The 19,687-nt window shown below is 61.3% G+C and carries 17 protein-coding genes; 10 read left to right on the top strand and 7 right to left on the bottom strand.

What is annotated here, in order from left to right; genetic code table 11:
• The first annotated feature begins 47 nt into the window (after nucleotides 1-47).
• The 3 genes from NCHU2750_RS14765 to NCHU2750_RS14755 all read left to right on the top strand — a co-directional run bounded on the left by NCHU2750_RS14765 (nucleotide 48) and on the right by NCHU2750_RS14755 (nucleotide 3,524).
• A complete protein-coding gene (locus tag NCHU2750_RS14765) occupies nucleotides 48-1,013 on the top strand; it encodes a substrate-binding domain-containing protein (RefSeq protein ID WP_119941192.1) in 966 nt (321 codons plus the stop codon).
• A gap of 79 nt (nucleotides 1,014-1,092) precedes the next feature.
• A complete protein-coding gene (locus NCHU2750_RS14760) occupies nucleotides 1,093-2,145 on the top strand; it encodes a sugar phosphate isomerase/epimerase family protein (RefSeq protein WP_119941191.1) in 1,053 nt (350 codons plus the stop codon).
• A gap of 206 nt (nucleotides 2,146-2,351) precedes the next feature.
• Nucleotides 2,352-3,524, top strand: a complete 1,173-nt coding sequence (locus NCHU2750_RS14755) for a Gfo/Idh/MocA family protein (protein WP_119941190.1) — start codon at nucleotides 2,352-2,354, stop codon at nucleotides 3,522-3,524.
• 15 nt (nucleotides 3,525-3,539) lie between these two features.
• On the opposite strand, the gene NCHU2750_RS14750 is transcribed toward NCHU2750_RS14755, so the two are convergent.
• From NCHU2750_RS14750 to NCHU2750_RS14735, 4 genes are all read right to left on the bottom strand, one after another.
• Nucleotides 3,540-4,463: a cyclic di-GMP phosphodiesterase gene (locus NCHU2750_RS14750; protein ID WP_245480251.1), complete on the bottom strand. Its 924-nt coding sequence runs from the start codon at nucleotides 4,461-4,463 to the stop codon at nucleotides 3,540-3,542.
• A gap of 283 nt (nucleotides 4,464-4,746) precedes the next feature.
• The gene (locus NCHU2750_RS14745) at nucleotides 4,747-6,057 is read right to left on the bottom strand and encodes a cytochrome c (RefSeq protein WP_119941188.1); all 1,311 of its coding nucleotides are present in this window, start codon (nucleotides 6,055-6,057) and stop codon (nucleotides 4,747-4,749) included.
• A gap of 11 nt (nucleotides 6,058-6,068) precedes the next feature.
• The gene (locus tag NCHU2750_RS14740) at nucleotides 6,069-7,838 is read right to left on the bottom strand and encodes a GMC family oxidoreductase (RefSeq protein ID WP_119941187.1); all 1,770 of its coding nucleotides are present in this window, start codon (nucleotides 7,836-7,838) and stop codon (nucleotides 6,069-6,071) included.
• 5 nt (nucleotides 7,839-7,843) lie between these two features.
• On the bottom strand, nucleotides 7,844-8,545 hold the full coding sequence (locus tag NCHU2750_RS14735; protein WP_119941186.1) for a gluconate 2-dehydrogenase subunit 3 family protein: 702 nt from the start codon (nucleotides 8,543-8,545) through the stop codon (nucleotides 7,844-7,846).
• 445 nt (nucleotides 8,546-8,990) lie between these two features.
• Here NCHU2750_RS14735 and NCHU2750_RS14730 point away from each other — a divergent pair, with 445 nt between their 5' ends.
• From NCHU2750_RS14730 to NCHU2750_RS14705, 6 genes are all read left to right on the top strand, one after another.
• Entirely contained in the window at nucleotides 8,991-10,367 is a 1,377-nt protein-coding gene (locus NCHU2750_RS14730; RefSeq protein ID WP_119943380.1) for a GH1 family beta-glucosidase, read from the top strand.
• Between the two features lie 315 nt (nucleotides 10,368-10,682).
• Nucleotides 10,683-11,717, top strand: coding sequence for a methionine ABC transporter ATP-binding protein (locus NCHU2750_RS14725; protein WP_119943378.1), 1,035 nt, complete (start codon nucleotides 10,683-10,685; stop codon nucleotides 11,715-11,717).
• On the top strand, nucleotides 11,707-12,375 hold the full coding sequence (locus tag NCHU2750_RS14720; RefSeq protein WP_119941185.1) for a methionine ABC transporter permease: 669 nt from the start codon (nucleotides 11,707-11,709) through the stop codon (nucleotides 12,373-12,375). The genes NCHU2750_RS14725 and NCHU2750_RS14720 overlap by 11 nt, the downstream gene beginning before the upstream one ends.
• Nucleotides 12,376-12,396: 21 nt before the next feature.
• Nucleotides 12,397-13,176: a MetQ/NlpA family ABC transporter substrate-binding protein gene (locus NCHU2750_RS14715; protein WP_119941184.1), complete on the top strand. Its 780-nt coding sequence runs from the start codon at nucleotides 12,397-12,399 to the stop codon at nucleotides 13,174-13,176.
• Between the two features lie 74 nt (nucleotides 13,177-13,250).
• Nucleotides 13,251-14,027: a MetQ/NlpA family ABC transporter substrate-binding protein gene (locus tag NCHU2750_RS14710; RefSeq protein ID WP_119941183.1), complete on the top strand. Its 777-nt coding sequence runs from the start codon at nucleotides 13,251-13,253 to the stop codon at nucleotides 14,025-14,027.
• Nucleotides 14,028-14,136: 109 nt separating this feature from the next.
• On the top strand, nucleotides 14,137-16,335 hold the full coding sequence (locus NCHU2750_RS14705; RefSeq protein WP_119941182.1) for a bifunctional diguanylate cyclase/phosphodiesterase: 2,199 nt from the start codon (nucleotides 14,137-14,139) through the stop codon (nucleotides 16,333-16,335).
• 12 nt (nucleotides 16,336-16,347) lie between these two features.
• Here the strand turns inward: NCHU2750_RS14705 and trhO are convergent, their stop codons facing one another.
• Genes trhO through NCHU2750_RS14690 form a run of 3 tightly spaced genes read right to left on the bottom strand, consistent with a single transcriptional unit; the run spans nucleotide 16,348 to nucleotide 18,781 of the window.
• Nucleotides 16,348-17,304 carry an oxygen-dependent tRNA uridine(34) hydroxylase TrhO gene (gene trhO / locus NCHU2750_RS14700; RefSeq protein WP_119941181.1) on the bottom strand — a complete coding sequence of 319 codons (957 nt, stop codon included), beginning with the start codon at nucleotides 17,302-17,304 and terminating at the stop codon, nucleotides 16,348-16,350.
• 18 nt (nucleotides 17,305-17,322) lie between these two features.
• On the bottom strand, nucleotides 17,323-18,309 hold the full coding sequence (locus tag NCHU2750_RS14695; RefSeq protein ID WP_119941180.1) for a CHAD domain-containing protein: 987 nt from the start codon (nucleotides 18,307-18,309) through the stop codon (nucleotides 17,323-17,325).
• Entirely contained in the window at nucleotides 18,284-18,781 is a 498-nt protein-coding gene (locus tag NCHU2750_RS14690) for a CYTH domain-containing protein (protein ID WP_119941179.1), read from the bottom strand. The genes NCHU2750_RS14695 and NCHU2750_RS14690 overlap by 26 nt, the downstream gene beginning before the upstream one ends.
• Nucleotides 18,782-18,940: 159 nt before the next feature.
• Between NCHU2750_RS14690 and NCHU2750_RS14685 the strand changes: the two genes are divergently transcribed.
• Nucleotides 18,941-19,579, top strand: a complete 639-nt coding sequence (locus tag NCHU2750_RS14685; protein ID WP_119943376.1) for a 2-dehydro-3-deoxy-phosphogluconate aldolase — start codon at nucleotides 18,941-18,943, stop codon at nucleotides 19,577-19,579.
• Nucleotides 19,580-19,687 lie beyond the last annotated feature (108 nt).

The raw sequence follows: 19,687 nt of genomic DNA, 5'->3' as shown, positions 1-19,687 counted from the left end.
TCCGGCTTTGGGAGGAGATGACCCCGCAACGAAATGGGAGAGAGAACATGCGCAAGAGATTATGGGCCTATGTCGCCGCGGCGCTGACGGCGTTTGCCGCGGCCGTGCCGGTGACGACATTCGCGCAGGATGCCAAGAAGGTGACGATTGGGGTATCCATTCCGGCCGCCGACCACGGCTGGACGGCGGGCGTCGTCTATCATGCCGAACGCGTCGCCAAACTTTTGATGGCCGAGCACAAGGGGCTCAACGTCATCGTCAAGACGTCCGCCGATCCGGCAAGCCAGGCGAATGCGGTGCAGGATCTGGCGGTGCAGGGGATCGATGCACTGGTCATCCTGCCGACCGATCCGGACCAGCTGACATCCGCCATCCAGCAGGTGAAGGACGACGGTAAGTTCGTGGCGCTGGTCGACCGCGCGCCTTCGGTCAACGACAATACGATCCGCGATCTTTACGTGGCCGGCAACAATCCGGCGCTCGGCGAGGTGGCGGGCAAATATATCGCCAAGACGACGCCGGATGCGCAGGTGGTGATCATCCGCGGTATGCCGATCCCGATCGACCAGCAGCGGCAGGACGGGTTCGACAAGGGCATTGCCGGTTCCAAGGTGAAGGTGCTGGATCGTCAGTACGGCAACTGGAACCGCGACGATGCCTTTCGCGTGATGCAGGACTATCTGACCAAATATCCGAAGATCGACGTGGTCTGGTGCCAGGATGACGACATGGCGGTCGGCGTGCTGGAAGCGATCGAACAGGCCAAGCGCTCGGACATCAAATATGTCGTGGCCGGCGCAGGCTCCAAGGACATGATCAAGAAAGTGATGGACGGCGACAAGATGATGCCGGTCGACGTGCTTTATCCGCCGGCCATGGTGGCGACCGCCATGCAGCTGACGGCTGCAGCACTCTACGATCATGTTCCTGTCAGCGGCGACTATATTCTCGACGCGACGCTGGTGACGAAGGACAACGCCAAGAACTTCTACTTCCCGGATTCACCGTTCTGATCGATGCCATTGACGGGCGCGCCGGTTGTCTGCCTGCGCGCCCGTCCCATGTTCTGATGAGTTGAGTGGAGGATTTTTCATGAAGACGATCAAGGGGCCTGGCATTTTTCTCGGGCAGTTTGCGGGCGACGCGGCACCTTTCAACAGCTGGGACGGCATTACCAAATGGGCGGCGGACAAGAGCTATGTCGGCGTGCAGGTGCCGACCTGGGCCGGCCAGCTGATCGACCTGAAGAAGGCCGCCTCATCCAAGGATTATTGCGACGAGCTTGCGGGTGTGGCCCGTAGCAATGGCGTCGAGATCACCGAGCTTTCCACCCATTTGCAGGGGCAGCTCGTCGCCGTGCATCCGGCCTATGACGAACTGTTCGACGGCTTTGCGGCACCCGAGGTGCGCGGCAACCCGAAGGCGCGGCAGGAATGGGCGGTGGAACAGGTGAAGATGGCGATCACCGCCTCGAAACATCTCGGCATCAAGGCGCATGCGACCTTTTCCGGCGCGCTGGTCTGGCCGTTCCTTTACCCGTTCCCGCAGCGGCCTGCCGGCCTGGTCGAAACCGCCTTCGACGAACTGGCGCGGCGCTGGGCGCCGATCCTCGATCATGCGGATGAAAACGATGTCGATCTTTGCTACGAGATCCATCCGAGCGAAGACCTGCATGACGGGGTGACCTTCGAGATGTTTCTGGAGCGGGTGAAGAACCACCCCCGCGCCAACATGCTCTACGACCCGTCGCATTACGTGCTGCAATGCCTCGACTATCTCGACAATATCGACATCTACAAGGACCGCATCAAGATGTTCCACGTCAAGGATGCGGAGTTCAATCCGACCGGGCGGCAGGGTGTCTATGGCGGCTATCAGAGCTGGGTCAACCGGGCGGGGCGTTTCCGCTCACCGGGCGACGGTCAGGTGGATTTCGGCGCGATCTTCTCCAAGATGGCGGCCAATGATTTCGACGGCTGGGCCGTGGTCGAGTGGGAATGCGCGCTGAAACACCCGGAGGACGGGGCACGCGAAGGAGCGGAATTCGTCAAGGCGCATATCATCCGGGTGACCGAGCATGCTTTCGATGACTTTGCCGCGGGCGGTACCGACGAGGCGGCGAACCGTCGGCTGCTGGGGCTGTGATTAAGACCCCTCCCAACCATCCGGGGCGAGCCACGTGTCTCGCCCGTCCTTAGGACCCCCACAAGGGGGAGGGCTTAACCTGGCCGGACAGTTGTGCCCCGATTGAGGCAGGCGCTTGCCACACGTCTTCTCCCCCCTTGTGGGGCAGATGGCCGGCAGGCCAGAGAGGGGCTTTTTGGCTCCGCTGATATTTCAAGGAGATCATCATGACAATCGAAGGCAAACAGGAAGAGGCTCGTGCGCCGCGTATTCGGCTCGGCATGGTGGGCGGTGGTGCCGGCGCTTTTATCGGGGCGGTGCATCGCATGGCGGCGCGGCTGGACGACCAGTTCGAGCTGGTGGCGGGCGCTCTGTCGTCGACGCCGGAAAAGGCGATCGCCTCGGGTCGTGAACTGGGGCTCGATGCCTCGCGCACCTACGGGTCCTACAAGGAGATGGCGATCCGCGAGGCGCGGCTGAAGGACGGGATCGAGGCGGTATCGATCGTCACGCCCAACCACGTGCATTTCGAGGCGGCGCGGGAGTTCCTGAAGCGCGGCATTCATGTCATCTGCGACAAGCCGCTCACCTCCAATCTTGCCGATGCGAAGAAGCTGAAGAAGCTTGCGGATGAAAGCGATGCGCTGTTCATCCTGACGCATAACTATACCGGCTACCCGATGGTGCGGCAGGCACGCGAGATGATCGCCAATGGCGATCTCGGCACGATCCGGGTCGTACAGGTGGAATATGCGCAGGACTGGCTGACGGAGGCGGCGGAGCAGACCGGGGCCAAGCAGGCTGTGTGGCGCACCGATCCGGCGCAATCGGGTGCCGGCGGTTCCACCGGCGATATCGGCACGCATGCCTATAATCTTGCATCCTTCGTCACCGGCCTGACGCTGACGAGCCTTGCGGCGGATCTCGACAGTTTCGTCCCCGGCCGACGGCTGGACGACAATGCCCATGTGATGCTGCGGTTCGAAGGGGGCGCGAAGGGCATGCTCTGGTGCAGCCAGGTGGCGCCGGGCAACGAGAACGGCTTGAGGCTGCGCGTCTATGGCGACAAGGGCGGGCTCGAATGGGGGCAGGAGAACCCGAACTATCTGTGGTTCACGCCATTCGGCGAACAGAAGCGGCTGATCACCCGCAATGGTGCCGGTTCGGGGAACGCGGCGTCGCGTGTCTCGCGCATTCCGTCGGGGCATCCCGAAGGTTATCTCGAAGCGTTTGCGACCATCTATACGGAGGCTGCGCGTGCCATCCATGCCCGCAAGAGAGGTGTGGCGGTCGACAGGGCAGTGATCTATCCGACCGTCGACGACGGGGTGAAAGGGGTTGCCTTCGTCGAGGCCTGCGTCGCGTCCTCGAAGAGGAACGGTGCCTGGGTGAAGCTTTGAGGTTCTACCCGAAGCTCAGTTCAGCATCGAACTCAGTCTCAGTACCAGCTTGCGGTCGAAAAGGTTCGGCCGGTCGTACATCCATGTGAGGGCGTCGGAGGCCGACCATGCGCCCTTGTAGGAGCGGACGCTGGTCAGCGCATCGAAGACGTCGCAGACGGTGCAGATGCGCACGGCGATACCGATCTGCTCGTCCTTCAGGCCGAGCGGATAGCCGCTGCCGTCGAGTGCCTCATGATGCAGACGGCAGACATCGAGGATGAGATCGGAAACGCCGCCCAGCTTCTTCATGTGGCGGTAGCCGATTTCCGGATGGCTGCGCATCATCCGCATCTCGGCGGCATTGAGCTTGCCCGGCTTGTTGAGGATCGCGTTCGGGATCAGAAGCTTGCCGAGATCGTGCAGGATGCCGGCGCGGCCGATTTCGTCGATGAGGTCGTCATCGAGTTCGAGCCTGGCCGCCATTTCGGTCATCAGGCCGGCGACCGAGATCGAATGCATGTAGCTCGCCTTGTCCTTGGCCTTGAGGCGCGTCACCTGGACGAAGAGATCCGGGGCCGCCTCGACGGCCTGGCGTGCGCTTGCGGCGGCGTCGGCGATCTGCGACATGTCGAGCCTGCCGGCGGCCGCCTCCGACATGCCCCGATGCATGGACAGCACGGCATCGGACAGCGCGCCCTTGATCTCCAGCATCTGAGGGTCGGCCGGATTGGCTTGCCGATGGTATTGGGGTGGCGCCTGCTTCAGCAGGGCAAGGACGTCGATCTGGCTCTTTTTCTGGCTGACCAGAATGTCGACCGCGGAGGACATGCGGATCGCGTTCAGATCTTCCTGGGTTTCGACCATGAACCGCCGTCGCGCAAACTCATGGCTCGGGCACTCGACGGCCTCTATATACAAGCCCTTTCGGACTAGATTTTTTGGTAAGCGAAGTATCACGCCACGCAAGTCCTCGAACAGTGTCGATATTGGGCGTCAAAGAGTATGAATAAATCCCCTAGATGGGGGATGTGTCTGCTTTATTTTTCACTGACTGATTGAGAATCAGCGGCCCGCAGAGTTTTTGCGACATGTAATCGGCAATTTATACAGTCGCTGGTCGGTGTTTTTCGAGGTTGAAATCTCTGGCTGTGCATCCGGCAGATATGGGCGCTGCCAACCGGCATTCAGATAGGCGTGTTGCTACTCCGCCGCCATTGGCGACGGCGGAGTAGCCTTGCTGTCAGTGCGCCTCGGCGCGAACGGCCTTCACGTCTGCTGCCGACACGGCCGGAGCCTTATTGTGCCAGCCATCACGTAGGAAGGTTGCGAGGGCTGCGACTTCCTCGTCGGAAAGCCGGTTGGCATAACCCTGCATGCGAAGCTTCATCGGCCGGTCAGCCGTCGAAGGCAGTTCGGCACCATGCAGGATGACGCTGATCAGGCCCTTCGGCGACTTGGCATCGACGAGCGAGTTGCCGTCGAGTGCCGGGAAGGTCGCGCCCGCACCCTTGCCATTGACGATGTGGCAGGCGGCGCAGTTGTCGAGGTAGAGACGGGGGCCGAGCGGCATGTCCGGCTTGGCATCCGAAAGCAGGGTTTCGGTCGGGGTGACCTCGACCTTTTCGGCAACCGGTGCCGCACCCTTGCCGGCGCCGATCTTGCGCAGGTAGGTGGCGATGGCGATCGCGTCGTCATGCGTCAGGTATTGCAGCGAGTCGCGGACGGCGAGCGCCATTTCGCCCGTGGCGGTCGAATGGGCGTTGCGGGCGGTCAGCAGGTATGCGGCAACCTCGTCGGTCGTCCACTTCTGGGGGCCGCTTTCGGGACCACGCAGATCGGGGGCGGTGAAGCCATCGATATCACCACCGGAGAGGAAGGCGGCATCCTTTTCGCTCGAGCCGGACGACATCATCATCAGGTTGCGCGGGCTGTGGCAGGCGGCACAGTGACCTGCACCCTCGACCAGATAGGCACCGCGATTGAATATCGCGTCCTCGCTCGCCTCCGGCTTGAAGCCGGCATCGCCGAGAGCGAGCCAGTTCCAGGCGCGCAGGCCGAAACGCAGGTTGAACGGGAAGGCAAGTTTGGTTTCCGGCACGGTGTTGGAGACCGGCTGGACCTCCTTCATGAAGTAGTCGTAGAGAGCCACGACGTCTTCTTCGGAGAGCTTGCGATAGCTGTCGTAGGGCATGGCCGGATAGAGGTGATGGCCCTGCTTGTCGACGCCGTCATAAAGCGCCGCGCGGAAATCATCGAGCGTCCAGTTGCCGATGCCGCTTTCTTTGTCCGGGGTGATGTTGGTCGTGTAGATCACGCCCATCGGGCTGTTGATGGCACGGCCGCCGGCAAAGGGCTTGCCACCCTCTGCAGTGTGACAGGCCATGCAGTCGGATGCCCGCATGACATATTCGCCGGCGCCCTTCGGCGGCTGGTAGTCAGCCGCGAGCTTGGTGACGGGAGCGGTGCGCTGGACCGGAACGAAGATGAAGGCAAGGAGAGCCACGACGCCGAGGACGACGAGCGTGCCGATGATACGGAAAAAGGTTTTCATCGTCTGTCTCCTCACACCAGCGGACGCGGATTGGGCAGGTAATCCTTGCGGATGTGGTGGGCCGCCCAGTAGGCGAGCGCACCGACCATGCCGGTCGGGTTGTACTGCGTGTTCTGCGGGAAGGTGTTGGCACCCATGACGAAGACGTTATGGGCATCCCAGGACTGCAGGTAGCGGTTGAGAACCGAGGTCTTGCGGTCTTCGCCGGTCACCGTGCCGCCGGTATTGTGGGTGGTCTGGTAAGGACGGACGTCGAACATGGCGCCTTCCTTCTTGAACCCGGCCTGGGCAATGTCTGGCTTCATCGCGTCGACGATCGGCTTCATCTTCGACTGCATGAAGTTGATCATCTTGAGGTCGTTGGGTTTCCAGTTGAAGGTCATGCGCATCAACGGGCGGCCGTGGCGATCCTTATAGGTCGGGTCGAGGTCGAGATAGTTGTCGCGGTAGGACATCAGCGAGCCATGGGCGCCGATCGACATGGCATGGCCGTACCACTCGCCGATACCCTTCTTCCAGCCTGCACCCCAGCTCGGGACGTCTGCGGGAAGCGGCATCGTATGACCCGGCTGGCCGTTGGTCTGGCCGGCACGCCAATAGGCGCCGCCGATGAAGCCTTCCTTGGCAAAGTCGATATTGTCCATGCCGAAATCGTCGATGGCATAGCCGTTGGCGCCCGTGCCGATGAACGGGTTGAATTCCTCGTTCTTGAAGAACATCGTATAGCCGCCGAGCATCTGGTAGGCGTAGTTGCGACCAACGACACCTTCACCGGTGTTCGGGTCATACGGCTGGCCGATGCCGGAAAGCAGCATCAGGTGGACGTTGTTCAGCGCGAAAGCGGTGAGGATGACCATATCGGCCGGCTGGAAGACTTCTTCGCCGGTGGTGAGGTCGACATAGGTCACGCCGGTCGCGGTCTTGCCATCGGGCGCCATCTCGACGCGCATGACTTCCGCCTGCGTGCGGTATTCGAAGTTCGGCTTGCGCTTCAGGGCATCGATGATGGCCGTCTGCGGCGAGGACTTGGAATAGTTGTAGCAGCCGTAGCGCTCGCAGAAACCGCAGTGGTTACATGGACCCATCTGCATGTTGTATTCGTTGACATAGTCCTTGGAGGCGATGCCACCCGGAGACGGGAAGGGGTGACAGCCGGCAGCCTTGGCGGCGTCGCGGAATTTTACGCCATCCCAGGTCGAAGGCATTGGCGGCATCGGATAATTTTCCGAACGCGGTGCCTCGAACGGGTTGCCGCCTTCGATGATCTGGCCCTTGATGTTGCCGGCCTGGCCGGAAATGCCGGCGACCTTCTCGAAGCGGGTGAAATGGGGCTCCAGCTCCTCATAGGTCATCGGATAGTCCTGGATCTGCATTCCTTCCGGAATGACGCCGGCGCCGAATTTTTCGGTGGCGTAGGACTTCAGACGGTATTCGGAGAGCATCGGACGCCAGTTGAGGCCGTTCCAGTGGGTGCCGGCGCCACCGACGCCGGTGCCGAGCAGGAAGGTGCCGAGGCTGCGGTAGGGTAGGGCGTTCTCTTGAAGAGAGCGGCGGATGGTGACCGTCGTGTTGCGCGGCTTTTCCATCATGCCGTAACGGATGCCGTATTTCAGCTCGTCCATCATGTTGGGATACTGGAAATCCGGTACCGTCGCCTGGTCATGGCCGCGCTCAAGCGCCAGGATTTCGAGGCCTTCCTGAGCCAGTTCCATGCCGAGGATCGCGCCGGTCCAGCCGAAGCCGACGAGGACGACGTTCTTTTTCTTTTCAGTGCGTGTCATGGCGCTTAGCCCCTTTCGCCGGAAATCGAGACGGGGCCGAGCGGATACTTGACGTTATGCTTGTGAACCCATTCCTTGTAGGAGCCGCGGGCGCCGGGGAAGCCGACATATTTCCACGCGACCATGTTGTGGTTGCCGCCATACATCGGGTCGGCGAAATAGCCTTCCTTGGTATTGCCGAGCAGGATGGTGAAGAACGGAGTCAGCTCCGGCTTCAGCTTCATCTCGTTCTTCTGGAGCGAGGTCAGCGCCTTGTCCTGGGCCGCGGCATCGAGTTCGGCGAAGATCTTGCCGTGGGTTGCCTTGCACCAGTCGTCGAAGACCGGGATGGCCTGCTGGTAGATTTCCAGCGGCGTCAGCGGGGTCTGCCAGCCGCGCAGCGGATCAGCCGCGGCGTCCCAGGGGCCGGCCATGTACCAGTCGGCTGCCTTGCCGTAATCGCCGGCGAGCTGCTTGTCGATGAAGACCGGGACGCGTGCTTCGATCGCGCCGGGGCCATCGCCTTCCGACGGAATGAACCTTGCCACCGCTGCCATCACGAAAGCCCACTCACTGGGCTTGAGACAGTCCGGCTTGTATTCGGTAAGCGCTACAGGTTCAGGCTTCTGTTCGGCCTTCGCCCCTGTGGCGATGCCTGCGATGGCAGCAGTCGCCGCAGAAGCTTTCAGGAAGCCTCGGCGGGACGGCAAGCCCGGAAGATCTCTCATTATTCTCTCCTTGGTAGCCGCTGGCGCGGCCTCTCTGACACGTACCCCCTAAAATCATGGGGGAGTGTCGATCTGACGCTTGCGATCTATCGTCGCAGTTCAGTCGTTTCAAGGATCGAACGGCTAAACTTTGCCCGATTTCGGACGGAATTGGGAAGATTTTTCTATATATGAATAGGTGTCGCTAAAATTAGATCTCCATTTGGTTGATTTTTTAGCCATAAATTCCTTCGAATTTTCGTTTTAGCAATCTTGAATTGTGTCGAAAAGGCGAAAATTGGCGCCATGCATGGCCTAACTTGTGGGCAACGCGGTCATTTTCGGGCGCGGCGCAATGTCCGGCGGCTTGCCGCTCGAAACTCACGGCATATCTGCTATGGAGATCGGCTATGCCCGGTCGAGCGACGTTCGAGCCGGCAGCTTCTCGTGCGGAGGACAAGAGCCCATGACCGATCCCAAGACATTTGCGACACGCTTCCCCGGCGATTTCCTGTTCGGCGTTGCCACGGCTGCCTTCCAGATTGAAGGCGCGACGAAAGCGGACGGGCGCAAGCCGTCCATCTGGGATGCGTTTTCCAACATGCCGGGTCGGGTCTTCAATCGCGACAATGGCGATATCGCCTGCGATCACTACAATCGCTGGGAAGAGGATCTCGACCTCATCAAGGATATGGGGGTCGAGGCCTACAGGTTTTCGATCGCCTGGCCAAGGATCATTCCGGAGGGGACGGGACGGGTCAACGAGAAGGGGCTCGATTTCTACGACCGGCTGATCGACGGCTGCAAGGCACGCGAAATCAAGACCTATGCGACGCTCTATCACTGGGACCTGCCGCTTTCGCTGATGGGTGACGGCGGCTGGACGGCGCGTTCCACCGCCTATGCCTTCCAGCGCTACGCCAAGGTGGTCATGGCCCGCCTTGGCGACCGGCTCGATGCGGTGGCGACCTTCAACGAGCCCTGGTGTTCGGTCTGGCTGTCCCATCTCTATGGCGTGCATGCGCCGGGCGAGCGAAACATGGAGGCGGCGCTCGCGGCCATGCACACGACCAATCTCGCACACGGGCTCGCCGTCGAGGCGATCCGGCACGTGACGCCGAATGTGCCCGTCGGTCTGGTGCTGAACGCCCATTCGGTGATCGCGGGCTCAGAGACTCCCGAAGACAAGGCGGCGGCGGAGCGTGCCTTCGATTTTCACAACGGCGCCTTCTTCGGCCCGGTCTTCAAAGGCGAGTACCCGGCTTCCCTGATCGAGGCGCTCGGCGACAAGATGCCGAAGGTGGAAGAGGGCGACCTTGCCGTGATCAGCCAGAAGCTCGACTGGTGGGGCCTCAACTACTATACGCCGATGCGCGTCTCGGCCGAGCTTTCGGAAGATGCGTACTATCCTGCAGCGAAATTTGCGCCTCCCGTCAGCCCGGCGAAGACGGATATCGGTTGGGAGGTCTATTCGCCGGCGATGAAGTCGCTGGTGGAGGATCTCTATCGCCGCTACGAACTGCCGGTCTGCTATGTGACCGAGAATGGCGCTGCCTATAATATGGGGCCTTCGGCAGGCGGAGAGGTGGATGACCAGCCGCGGCTCGACTACTATGTCGACCACCTGTCGGTCGTCGCCGATCTCGTCTCTGACGGGTATCCGGTCAAGGGATATTTCGCCTGGAGCCTGATGGACAATTTCGAGTGGGCCGAGGGTTACCGCATGCGTTTCGGCCTCGTCTATGTCGATTACGAGACGCAGAAGCGGACCGTCAAGAAAAGCGGCAAATGGTATCGCGAGCTGGCAGCGCAATTTCCTGGCGGCAATCACAAACCAGAGTGATTGCCGGTGGTTTTGCTGCAGCGCGAAAGATTTTTTCCGCCAAGGCTGTTAATTGAAATTCCATCCCTAGGAATTGTGGCTGTTCCGGGGCATTGATCTGCCATCAAAACGAGGTCGTCCGGCCTCAGTGGAAAGCCGATCCTATGCTCCGGAAAGTCACCTGTCATCGAATGTGCCGCCTGGGTGCATGAACTTGAGACGGCGCCCGTCGCCGGCAATGACCTGACTAACTGTGAGTGCAATATGACGATCCAACATGCCGCGGCCGGCGCCGTGTCGCCCCAAGGGGCGCAGGCCGCTCCCCAAGGCAATCCGATGGTGTCCTTCGAGGGCGTGACCAAGCGTTTCGGCGGTGCCGGCGGCCAGCCCGCCTTCACCGCGCTCGACGGCATCGACTTTTCCGTTTCCCATGGTGCGATCACCGGCATTATCGGCCGCTCCGGCGCCGGCAAGTCGACGCTGATCCGGCTGGTCAACGGGTTGGAAAAGCCGACATCCGGCAAGGTCGTGGTCGATGGCACCGAGGTCGGCGGATTGTCCGAAAGCGGCTTGCGCGATCTTCGTCGCCAGATCGGCATGATTTTCCAGCATTTCAATCTGCTCACCTCGCGCACGGCCTTCGACAACGTGGCGCTGCCGCTGGAGATCGCCGGCGTCGATCGGGCGACGATCAAGGCCAAGGTCGGGCCGCTGCTCGATCTCGTCGGCCTCGGCGACAAGGCCGGCCGTTATCCGTCCGAACTGTCCGGTGGCCAGAAGCAGCGTGTCGGTATTGCCCGCGCGCTGGCGACCGACCCCAAGCTGCTTCTCTCCGACGAGGCGACATCGGCGCTCGACCCCGAGACCACCCAGTCGATCCTCGAACTGTTGAAGCGCATCAATGCCGAACTTGGCCTGACCGTGCTTCTCATCACCCACGAGATGGAGGTGGTGAAGACGATCGCAAGCCACGTCGCGGTCATCGACCGCGGCCGGATCGTCGAGGCGGGCAGCACGTTCGACGTCTATGCCAGCCCGAAGCATCAGACGACGCGCACCCTGCTTGCATCGTCGCTGGCGCTGCCGGAATGGCTGAGGAATTCTATCAAGCCTGCGCCATCCTCCGGCGACCGGGCGCTGGTGCGGCTGGTGTTCTTCGGTGAGACGGCCTTCCAGCCGTTGACGGGGCGCCTCGTCGCCGAGCTCGGTTCGGACGTCAATATTCTGGCCGGTGGTATCGAGGAGATCGGCGGCAAGCCGTTCGGCTCGCTGGTGGTTTCCTATTCCGCCGATCCCGCCGTGATCGAGCGGGCCAATCGTTTCTATGCCGAGACCGGCCTTTCCACGGAGGTGCTCGGCTATGTCGCCTGATATGCTCTTCAACCTGCTTCTCAAGGCACTTGGCCAGACGCTGCAGATGGTTGCCGCCGCTGGCATCATCGGTTCGCTGATCGGCTTGCCGATCGGGATCTTCCTGGCCACAAGCGGCAAGGGCGAGCTGTTTCCGGCACCGGTGGTCAACCGCATCGTCGGTCTGATCGTCAATGCGACGCGTTCGACGCCTTTCATCATCCTCGTCGTTGCAATCATTCCGTTCACACGACTGATCACCGGTACGTCGATCGGCACCTATGCGGCGATCGTGCCGCTGACGATCGCGACCATCCCGTTCTTCGCCCGTCTCGTCGAGGCGGCGATCCGCGAGATCGACAAGGGGCTGATCGAGGCGGCGCGCGCTATGGGGGCCACGCCGGCGCAGATCGTCGTCAAGGTGCTTCTGGCCGAAGCCGGACCGGCGCTGATTGCGGCACTGACGATGACCATGGTCAGCCTGATCGGCTATTCGGCGATGGTCGGCGCAGTCGGCGGCGGGGGGCTCGGCGATCTCGGCATTCGCTACGGCTACCAGCGCTTCATGCCGGAAATGATGCTGGCCGTCGTCGTGGTGCTGATCGTGCTGGTCCAGCTCGTGCAGAGTGCAGGGGATGCGCTCGCCCGCCGCTTCGACAAACGCAATCGCAAGAACTGATTGTTTCAGAGGGACAGGATAATGAAAAAGCTGATCATTGCGGCGACGATCGCCGCTCTCTTCTCCGCCAGTGCGGCCTTGGCCGAGACCAAGAAGATCGGTGTAACGCCCGGTCCGCACGCGCAGATCGTCGAGAAGGTGAAGGAGGTCGCGGCCAAGAAGGGTCTCGACCTCGATATCATCGAGTTCTCCGACTATGTAGTGCCGAACCAGGCATTGGCCGATGGCGATATCGACATAAACTCGTTCCAGCACCAGCCCTATCTGGACAACCAGGTGAAGGAGCGCGGGCTCGATCTCGTCAGCGTGGCGAAATCAGTCAACTTCCCGATGGCGGGCTATTCCAAGAAGATCAAGACGCTTGCCGAGCTGAAGGACGGCGCATCGGTCGCGATCCCGAACGATCCGAGCAATGGCGCGCGTGCGCTCATCCTGCTTGCCGACCAGAAGCTGATTACGCTGAAGGACGGCGTCGGCGTGAAGGCATCGGTCGCCGATATCACCGGCAACCCGAAGAACCTCAACATCGTCGAGCTCGATGCCGCCCAGCTGCCGCGCTCGCTGGATGACGTCGATCTTGCCGCCATCACCACCAATTACGCGCTGGCCGCGGGCCTCAACCCGAAGACGGACGGGATTTTCCAGGAGAGCACCAAGGCACCCTATGTCGGCATCATTGCCGTGCGCGCCAAGGACAAGGATGCGGACTGGGTGAAGACCTTTGTCGAGAGCTATCACAGCCCGGAAGTGAAGGCCTTCATCGAAGACAAGTTCAAGGGCGCCATCACGCCCACCTGGTAAGAGCAACAGTTTCCGCTGCCGGCCTCGGTCGGCGGCAACGACAAGACAATGATAAAAATCGAGAGGAAATACCCATGAAGAAATTGATCCTTGCCGCGGCGCTGGCAGTCTTTGCTGCCGGTTCCGCGCTTGCCGAAGACATCAAGGTTGGCGTCACGCCCGGCGAGCATGCCCAGATCATGGAAAAGGTCGCCGAGATCGCCAAGACCAAGGGCCTCAACATCGAGGTGGTCGAGTTCTCCGACTATGTGGTGCCGAACCAGGCGCTGGCAGATGGCGATATCCAGGCCAATTCCTTCCAGCACCAGCCCTATCTCGACAATCAGATCGCCGACCGCAAGTTCGATCTGGTCAGCGTCGGCAAGACGATCACCACGCCGATGGGCGTCTATTCGAAGAAGGTGAAGAGCCTCGACGAATTGAAGGAAGGTGCGATCGTCGCCATCCCGAACGATCCGACCAATGGTGGCCGCGCGCTGCTCGTCCTTGCCTCCAAGGGTCTGATCAAGTTCAAGGATGGCGCCGGCCTCAAGGTGACATCGGCCGACATCATCGACAACCCGAAGAAGATCGAGATCGCCGAGATCGACGCCGCACAGCTGCCACGCTCGCTCGACGACGTCGATGCAGCCGTGATCAACACCAACTACGCGATGGAAGCCGGTCTCAATCCGAAGAAGGACGCGATCGCCATCGAGAGCGAGAAGTCGCCCTATGCCAACGTGATCGCCGTGCGGGCTGCCGACAAGGACAAGCCCTGGGTGAAGACCCTGGTCGAGTCCTATCACGACGAAAGCATCCGCAAGTTCATCAACGAACAGTTCAAAGGCGCGCTGATCGCGTCCTGGTAACGCTGAAATGGTGCAGGGCATTGCCAAAGCGGTGCCCTGCATTTCATATGCATCTTAACTGTATTTGAACCAATGCCCGCGATAAACTTGTGGTTTAGCGAGGGGTTCCATGGGGCTGTCACCATTCCGTCTCCGACGCCCCGTTCAGGTCGGGCGAAAATCCGCCGTGACGTTGATGCTCGGCGTCTTCGCCGTTGTCGTTTTTCTGGTGACGATCTTCATCCTGACGGCAGTGAACCGGATCGCCGACCACGCCAACAACCTCGACGAGCAGCGCTCGCGCGCGACGACAGTTGGCGCCCTGCGCACATTCCAGCAGCAGCTGCAGGCGACGCTCAACGATTATGCCGCCTGGGACGACGCGGCCACCTATGTCTACGCGCCGGATGGCAAGGACTGGATCGTCAGCAATTTCGGCGACATGACGGTCAATAGCGACCTGTTCGATGTGGCGATCCTGCTCGATGCAAAGCGCAATGTCCTGATGGCCTATCAGGATGGTCACCCGGTCGATTGGACCCCGGACAATTATTTCGACAGTTCACTCTGGACGCTGTTCGACGATGCGCGGTCCGCCGGACCGGAAAGGGAGCCCGAGTCAGCCGGCTTCACGGCGACCAGCGACGGTATCACGGCGACAGGCGTCGCACTGGTGCGGCAGAAATCAGGGTCGATCGACCAGCCACCGGACAAGCGGCGCTATCTCGTCTTTGCCCGGCATCTCGACGGCAAGAAGGTCGCGGCACTCGGCCAGACCTATGTGATCGGCGGGCTGCATTTCGTATCCAACGGCGAATACCTGCCGAATGCCGTCGATATCGTCAATGTCCATGGAAAGCGCCTGGCGCAGCTCGGCTGGATGCCGCGCATGCCGGGCGATGTCAGCTATCTTCAGGTCCGGCCTCTCGTCTATAGCGCGGTCGCGATGGTCGGCCTGTTCTTCCTGCTGCTTCTGGTGACCGGCACGAATGCGCTGAACCGGTTGCGATCGGACGAGGCGGCTGCGCGGCGTCTGGCGATGACCGACAGGCTGAGCGGATTGTTGAACCGCACCGGCTTTTTCGTCTCTCTCGACGGTCTTGTGGATGAGGCCAAGCGCAGCCAGCAGAGCGTGGTCCTTCTCTATCTCGATCTCGACGGGTTCAAGGAAGTCAACGATGCCTATGGCCATGGCACGGGCGATACGCTGATCCGCAGTGTTGCCGCCGGACTGAAGATGCTGGTGAGCGACGATGCGATCCTTGCGCGCGTCGGCGGAGACGAGTTCGCTATCGCCATGCCCTCGGCCGAACCGGATGACATGGCGACGGTGCTGTGCGAACGGGTTCTGGGGTTCCTTGCCGAGCCCTTCGTCATCGGCGAGCGGGTGGCGGTGATCGGTGCCAGTATCGGCATCGCGATTTCTCCGCAGGGCGCCGTCGACGGGGCAGAACTGGTTCGCCGCGCCGACATGGCCATGTATCGCGCCAAGGAGACAGGCCGCCGCAGGTTCGAGCATTACGTGCCGGGCATGGATGCCGAGCGCGAGGAACGCCATCAGCTTGAAATCGATCTGCGCGGTGCGATCGAGCGGGAGGAACTGACGGTCGTCTACCAGCCCGTCATGTCGGCCAAGGATGGCAGGATTGCCGGCGTCGAGGCGCTGGCGCGCTGGAACCGCAAGGGCCACGGGCCGGTATCGCCGGATATCTTCATTCCGATCGCGGAGACATCCGGGCTTATCGATCAGCTCGGGCTGTTCGTGCTGCAATGTGCCTGCGAGACGGTGAAGCGTTGGCCGGGTTTAAGGCTTTCCGTCAACGTTTCTCCCGGCCAGTTCCGTGATCCGGCCTTCCCGCAGCATGTCAAGGCGGTGTTGCGCAGGACGGCCGCCGACCCGGCCGAGATCACGCTGGAAATGACCGAGGGATATTTCATCCAGAATGCCGAAAGGGCGAAAACGTCGATGACGGAGCTTCGGCGGCTCGGCGTCCATATCGCGCTCGATGATTTCGGCGCGGGCTTTTCCAGTATCGGCTATCTGCGCCAGTTCGGTTTCGACCGGATGAAGATCGACAAGTCGCTTGTTCACGCGCTCGACCAGGGGCAGAGCGCCGCCGACCTGTTGCAGGCGACGGTGGCCATGGCGCGGGCGCTCGACATTCCGGTGACCGCAGAAGGGGTGGAGACGGATGCGCAGGCGCTGCAGCTCAGACTTGCCGGCTGCGACCAGTTGCAGGGCTATTTGTTCGGCCGGCCGATGACGGTGGACGACATGGACGGTCTCTACCAGCGTGGTGAACGACGGGCGATCTTCGCGCTGACGTGATGGCCTGCCCGATCAGCTGCCGATATGCCTGAGGCCACGCTTCTTGGCGAGGGCGATCTGGTGCTGCCTCTGGCGATAGCGCAGACGGTCCTCCTCGGTACGGCTGTCGTAGCAGTTGGAGCAGGAGACGCCTTCCTCGTATTTCGGCGAGGTGACCTCTTCGGCGGTGATCGGGTTGCGGCAGGCGTGGCAGAGCTTGTGATTGCCTTCCTTCAGGCCGTGCTCGACCGAGACGCGTTCGTCGAAGACGAAGCAGGCGCCTTCCCACAGGCTCTCTTCCTGCGGCACTTCCTCGAGATATTTGAGGATGCCGCCCTTCAGATGATAGACTTCGTCGAAGCCCTGTTCCTTCATGAAGGCGGTCGCCTTCTCGCAGCGGATGCCGCCGGTGCAGTACATGGCGATCTTCGGCTTGTTGTGCAGGCCGGTATTGTTCTTCACCCAGTCCGGAAACTCGCGGAAGGTCTTCGTGTTCGGGTCGACCGCGCCCTTGAAGATGCCGATCGCCGTCTCGTAGTCGTTGCGCGTGTCGATCAGGATGGTTTCCGGATCCGAGATCAGCGCGTTCCAGTCCTTCGGGTCGACATAGGTGCCGACGATGCGATTGGGATCGATATTTTCGACACCCATCGTAACGATCTCTTTCTTCAGCTTCACCTTCATGCGCAGGAAGGGCATTTTCGATGCACGGCTTTCCTTGTGCTCCAGCCTGGTAAACTCCGGCTGGGCATGCAGGAAGGCGATGAGGCGTGCGATCGCATCATCGGTGCCGGCGACGGTGCCGTTGATCCCTTCGCGGGCGATCAGCAGCGTGCCCTTGATGCCATTGTCATCGCAGAAGGCCTGCAACGGGGCGCGAAAGGCTTCGAACCGCTCGAAGCGGGCGAAGTGGTAAAGTGCCGCCACCAGGGCGCCATTGGCTGCCGCCTCGGCCGGTGCCGGCCGCGATGTGATCTGATTGTCTGTCATGCGGGCTCAAATACAGCGCTATCGCGCACTGCGCAACGCGGATTCTTGCTGGGGACTGCCGGCATTTCTGTTGTTGCCGCGTTGTTTGCCGGCGGGAGCTTTGGCGGCCCGCTGCCATAGAAGGTCGATCAGGCTGCTTTCGACTTCCGCCCGTTCGGCAAGGATCTCATGGGCGAGGTCGGATGCCTTTCGCCTCAGGATCTGCTGACGGTTGATGATCGCGGCAAGCAGGCGGGCGAGCGTATCGCCGTTGCCGAACAGGCCGGGCTGCTCGTTGATGGCTGCGGTCAGGACAGACAGGTCATGCTCATGGCCGAGCAGGTCTATCAGTGTCTTGCACTCGGCCTGCTTGGCGAGCATGGCGGAGGGCCAGATATCGCGCAGCAGGGAAAGGTGCATCCAGTAGGTCTGCCCGCATTTGCGCAGGTCATGATAGGTTTCGGCATTGCCATGATCATTACAGGCGTCGAGTGCTGAATGTGCCTTGCGCAAGTGCTTGCGCCAGGCCCTGCCGAGAAGCCGTGCCGTCTTGCGTGGCGCATCGGGCAGTTCAAGCTGATCGAGCGCCGCCATGGCCTCCCGGCAACCCTGCGCGGCGGCCAACATCCTGGCGGGCAGATCATGTTCTTCCGTGGCTATGCGATCCCGCCTTGCAGCAAGGGCGTCATGGGCAATCTGAAGTGCCTTGCTCTCCTCCGGCGAGGCAGTGAAGCCGGCAAGATAGTGGACGGTCTCGACGAGCGCCGTTGCATCACGCACGGCAGACAGGGACTGGGCGATATCGCGGATCCGGGCATTTTCGCGCGCTTGGAAATCAGGGTTTCCAGGCTCGATCAGCCGATAGAGGGCGCGGACACGCTTGAAGCGCTTGCGGGCATCGTGAATGGCCTCGTGTGGTCCATCGGGCTGATGCTCGAGATAATCGATCGCCTTTGCGAGCTGATCGCGGGCCACTGCGCGAACCTCGGCAGTAAAAGGCTCAGCCGGTCTTAAACGATAGGCCATTCAGCAATTCCTCGCTCAGATCCTCCGTGGCCATGGTCACGTTGGAATAGCGCCGGTCACCGGTGATCTCCTGGCCGATCCAGTCGGGAATGGCGGGTTGGTCCTTTTCGTCTGCGATTTCGACTTCGGCAACGACGAGGCCGTCATAGGTGCCCGCGTAGACATCGACTTCCCAGACGTGATCGCCGAAGGGTACCCGGTGGCGGGTTTTTTCCAGCACGACGCCCAGCGCCTGTACCGACATTTCCCGCGCGTCGGAGAGCGGGATGTCGTATTCGAACTCGTCACGGGCAAAGAGATTTCGGCCAATCTTGATGGTCAACCGCGCCCGCTCCTCATCCATGATGCGGATACGGACGGAGCGATCCTTTCCCGACGCGATGTAGGCCTGCAGGAAACTCGAGGAGGACGACACCTGCGAGCGCCAGCCATCGTTGCGTACCAGGTATTTCCGCTCGATTTCCTTGGCCATACTACCTACGCCTGTCTTGGAACATCTGGCTTAAGCTAATGCAAAGATGACGTTTGGAAAATGCGTTCTGTCGCACCGGACGGTTTTTTCTCGACAATGACGGTGCCGGAGTTTATTTCCGGGCTCCATATTTTCAATCGTTTTATGGGAGACACCGATATGGTGAGCAAGACCGAGAAGCTGCTGTCGATCCTTAAGTTGCAACCGGTTGTGCCGGTGCTGATCGTCGAGGACGCCAAGTCGGCTGTGGGCCTTGCCAAGGCACTGGTCGCCGGTGGCCTCAGGGCAATCGAAATCACGATGCGCACGCCGGCAGCACTCGATGCCGTCAAGGCCGTCGCCCAGGAAGTCGAAGGCGCCAATGTCGGTGCCGGTACCATTCTCAACGCACGCGATTGGGATGCCGCCGTCAAGGCTGGCTCGACCTTCATCGTATCGCCCGGCGTGACCGATGGCGTGCTTGCCGCCGCCAAGGATTCTCCGGTTCCGCTTCTGCCCGGTTCGGCCACGGCCAGCGAAGTGATGAAGCTTCGCGAAAACGGTTACGACGTGATGAAGTTCTTCCCGGCCGAGCAGGCTGGTGGCGCGCCGATGCTGAAGGCTCTTTCGTCGCCGCTCGCCGGCACGATGTTCTGCCCGACCGGCGGCATCTCGCTCAAAAACGCCAAGGACTACCTGTCGCTGCCGAACGTCATCTGCGTCGGCGGTTCCTGGGTTGCCCCGAAGGAACTGGTGGCTGCAGGCGACTGGGCCGGCATTACCAAGCTTGCTTCCGAAGCCTTTGCGCTGAAGGCCTGACGTCACGGGGGGGCGGCCGTGTGACTGCGCCCGGCTTCTGACAATTTCGTTATCTGCTGCGCGGGAAAATTGTTTTCCCGCGTTTTGCTTCCTATCTCCCGGTATATT

The sequence above is a fragment of the Neorhizobium sp. NCHU2750 genome, from assembly GCF_003597675.1.
In the GTDB taxonomy this organism is placed as follows: domain Bacteria; phylum Pseudomonadota; class Alphaproteobacteria; order Rhizobiales; family Rhizobiaceae; genus Neorhizobium.
The sequence above is the reverse complement of the archived record's forward strand: the minus strand, read 5'-3'. Positions and strand labels throughout refer to the sequence as shown.

What these genes read in the sequence shown, in the direction of transcription:
- NCHU2750_RS14760 (WP_119941191.1), top strand. Translation starts at nt 1,093, where the DNA reads ATGAAGACGATCAAGGGGCCTGGCATTTTTCTCGGGCAGTTTGCGGGC.
- NCHU2750_RS14740 (WP_119941187.1), bottom strand. Translation starts at nt 7,838, where the DNA reads ATGACACGCACTGAAAAGAAAAAGAACGTCGTCCTCGTCGGCTTCGGC.
- NCHU2750_RS14735 (WP_119941186.1), bottom strand. Translation starts at nt 8,545, where the DNA reads ATGAGAGATCTTCCGGGCTTGCCGTCCCGCCGAGGCTTCCTGAAAGCT.
- NCHU2750_RS14755 (WP_119941190.1), top strand. Translation starts at nt 2,352, where the DNA reads ATGACAATCGAAGGCAAACAGGAAGAGGCTCGTGCGCCGCGTATTCGG.
- NCHU2750_RS14690 (WP_119941179.1), bottom strand. Translation starts at nt 18,781, where the DNA reads ATGGCCAAGGAAATCGAGCGGAAATACCTGGTACGCAACGATGGCTGG.
- trhO (WP_119941181.1), bottom strand. Translation starts at nt 17,304, where the DNA reads ATGACAGACAATCAGATCACATCGCGGCCGGCACCGGCCGAGGCGGCA.
- NCHU2750_RS14730 (WP_119943380.1), top strand. Translation starts at nt 8,991, where the DNA reads ATGACCGATCCCAAGACATTTGCGACACGCTTCCCCGGCGATTTCCTG.
- NCHU2750_RS14720 (WP_119941185.1), top strand. Translation starts at nt 11,707, where the DNA reads ATGTCGCCTGATATGCTCTTCAACCTGCTTCTCAAGGCACTTGGCCAG.
- NCHU2750_RS14695 (WP_119941180.1), bottom strand. Translation starts at nt 18,309, where the DNA reads ATGGCCTATCGTTTAAGACCGGCTGAGCCTTTTACTGCCGAGGTTCGC.
- NCHU2750_RS14745 (WP_119941188.1), bottom strand. Translation starts at nt 6,057, where the DNA reads ATGAAAACCTTTTTCCGTATCATCGGCACGCTCGTCGTCCTCGGCGTC.
- NCHU2750_RS14765 (WP_119941192.1), top strand. Translation starts at nt 48, where the DNA reads ATGCGCAAGAGATTATGGGCCTATGTCGCCGCGGCGCTGACGGCGTTT.
- NCHU2750_RS14705 (WP_119941182.1), top strand. Translation starts at nt 14,137, where the DNA reads ATGGGGCTGTCACCATTCCGTCTCCGACGCCCCGTTCAGGTCGGGCGA.
- NCHU2750_RS14715 (WP_119941184.1), top strand. Translation starts at nt 12,397, where the DNA reads ATGAAAAAGCTGATCATTGCGGCGACGATCGCCGCTCTCTTCTCCGCC.
- NCHU2750_RS14710 (WP_119941183.1), top strand. Translation starts at nt 13,251, where the DNA reads ATGAAGAAATTGATCCTTGCCGCGGCGCTGGCAGTCTTTGCTGCCGGT.
- NCHU2750_RS14685 (WP_119943376.1), top strand. Translation starts at nt 18,941, where the DNA reads ATGGTGAGCAAGACCGAGAAGCTGCTGTCGATCCTTAAGTTGCAACCG.
- NCHU2750_RS14725 (WP_119943378.1), top strand. Translation starts at nt 10,683, where the DNA reads ATGGTGTCCTTCGAGGGCGTGACCAAGCGTTTCGGCGGTGCCGGCGGC.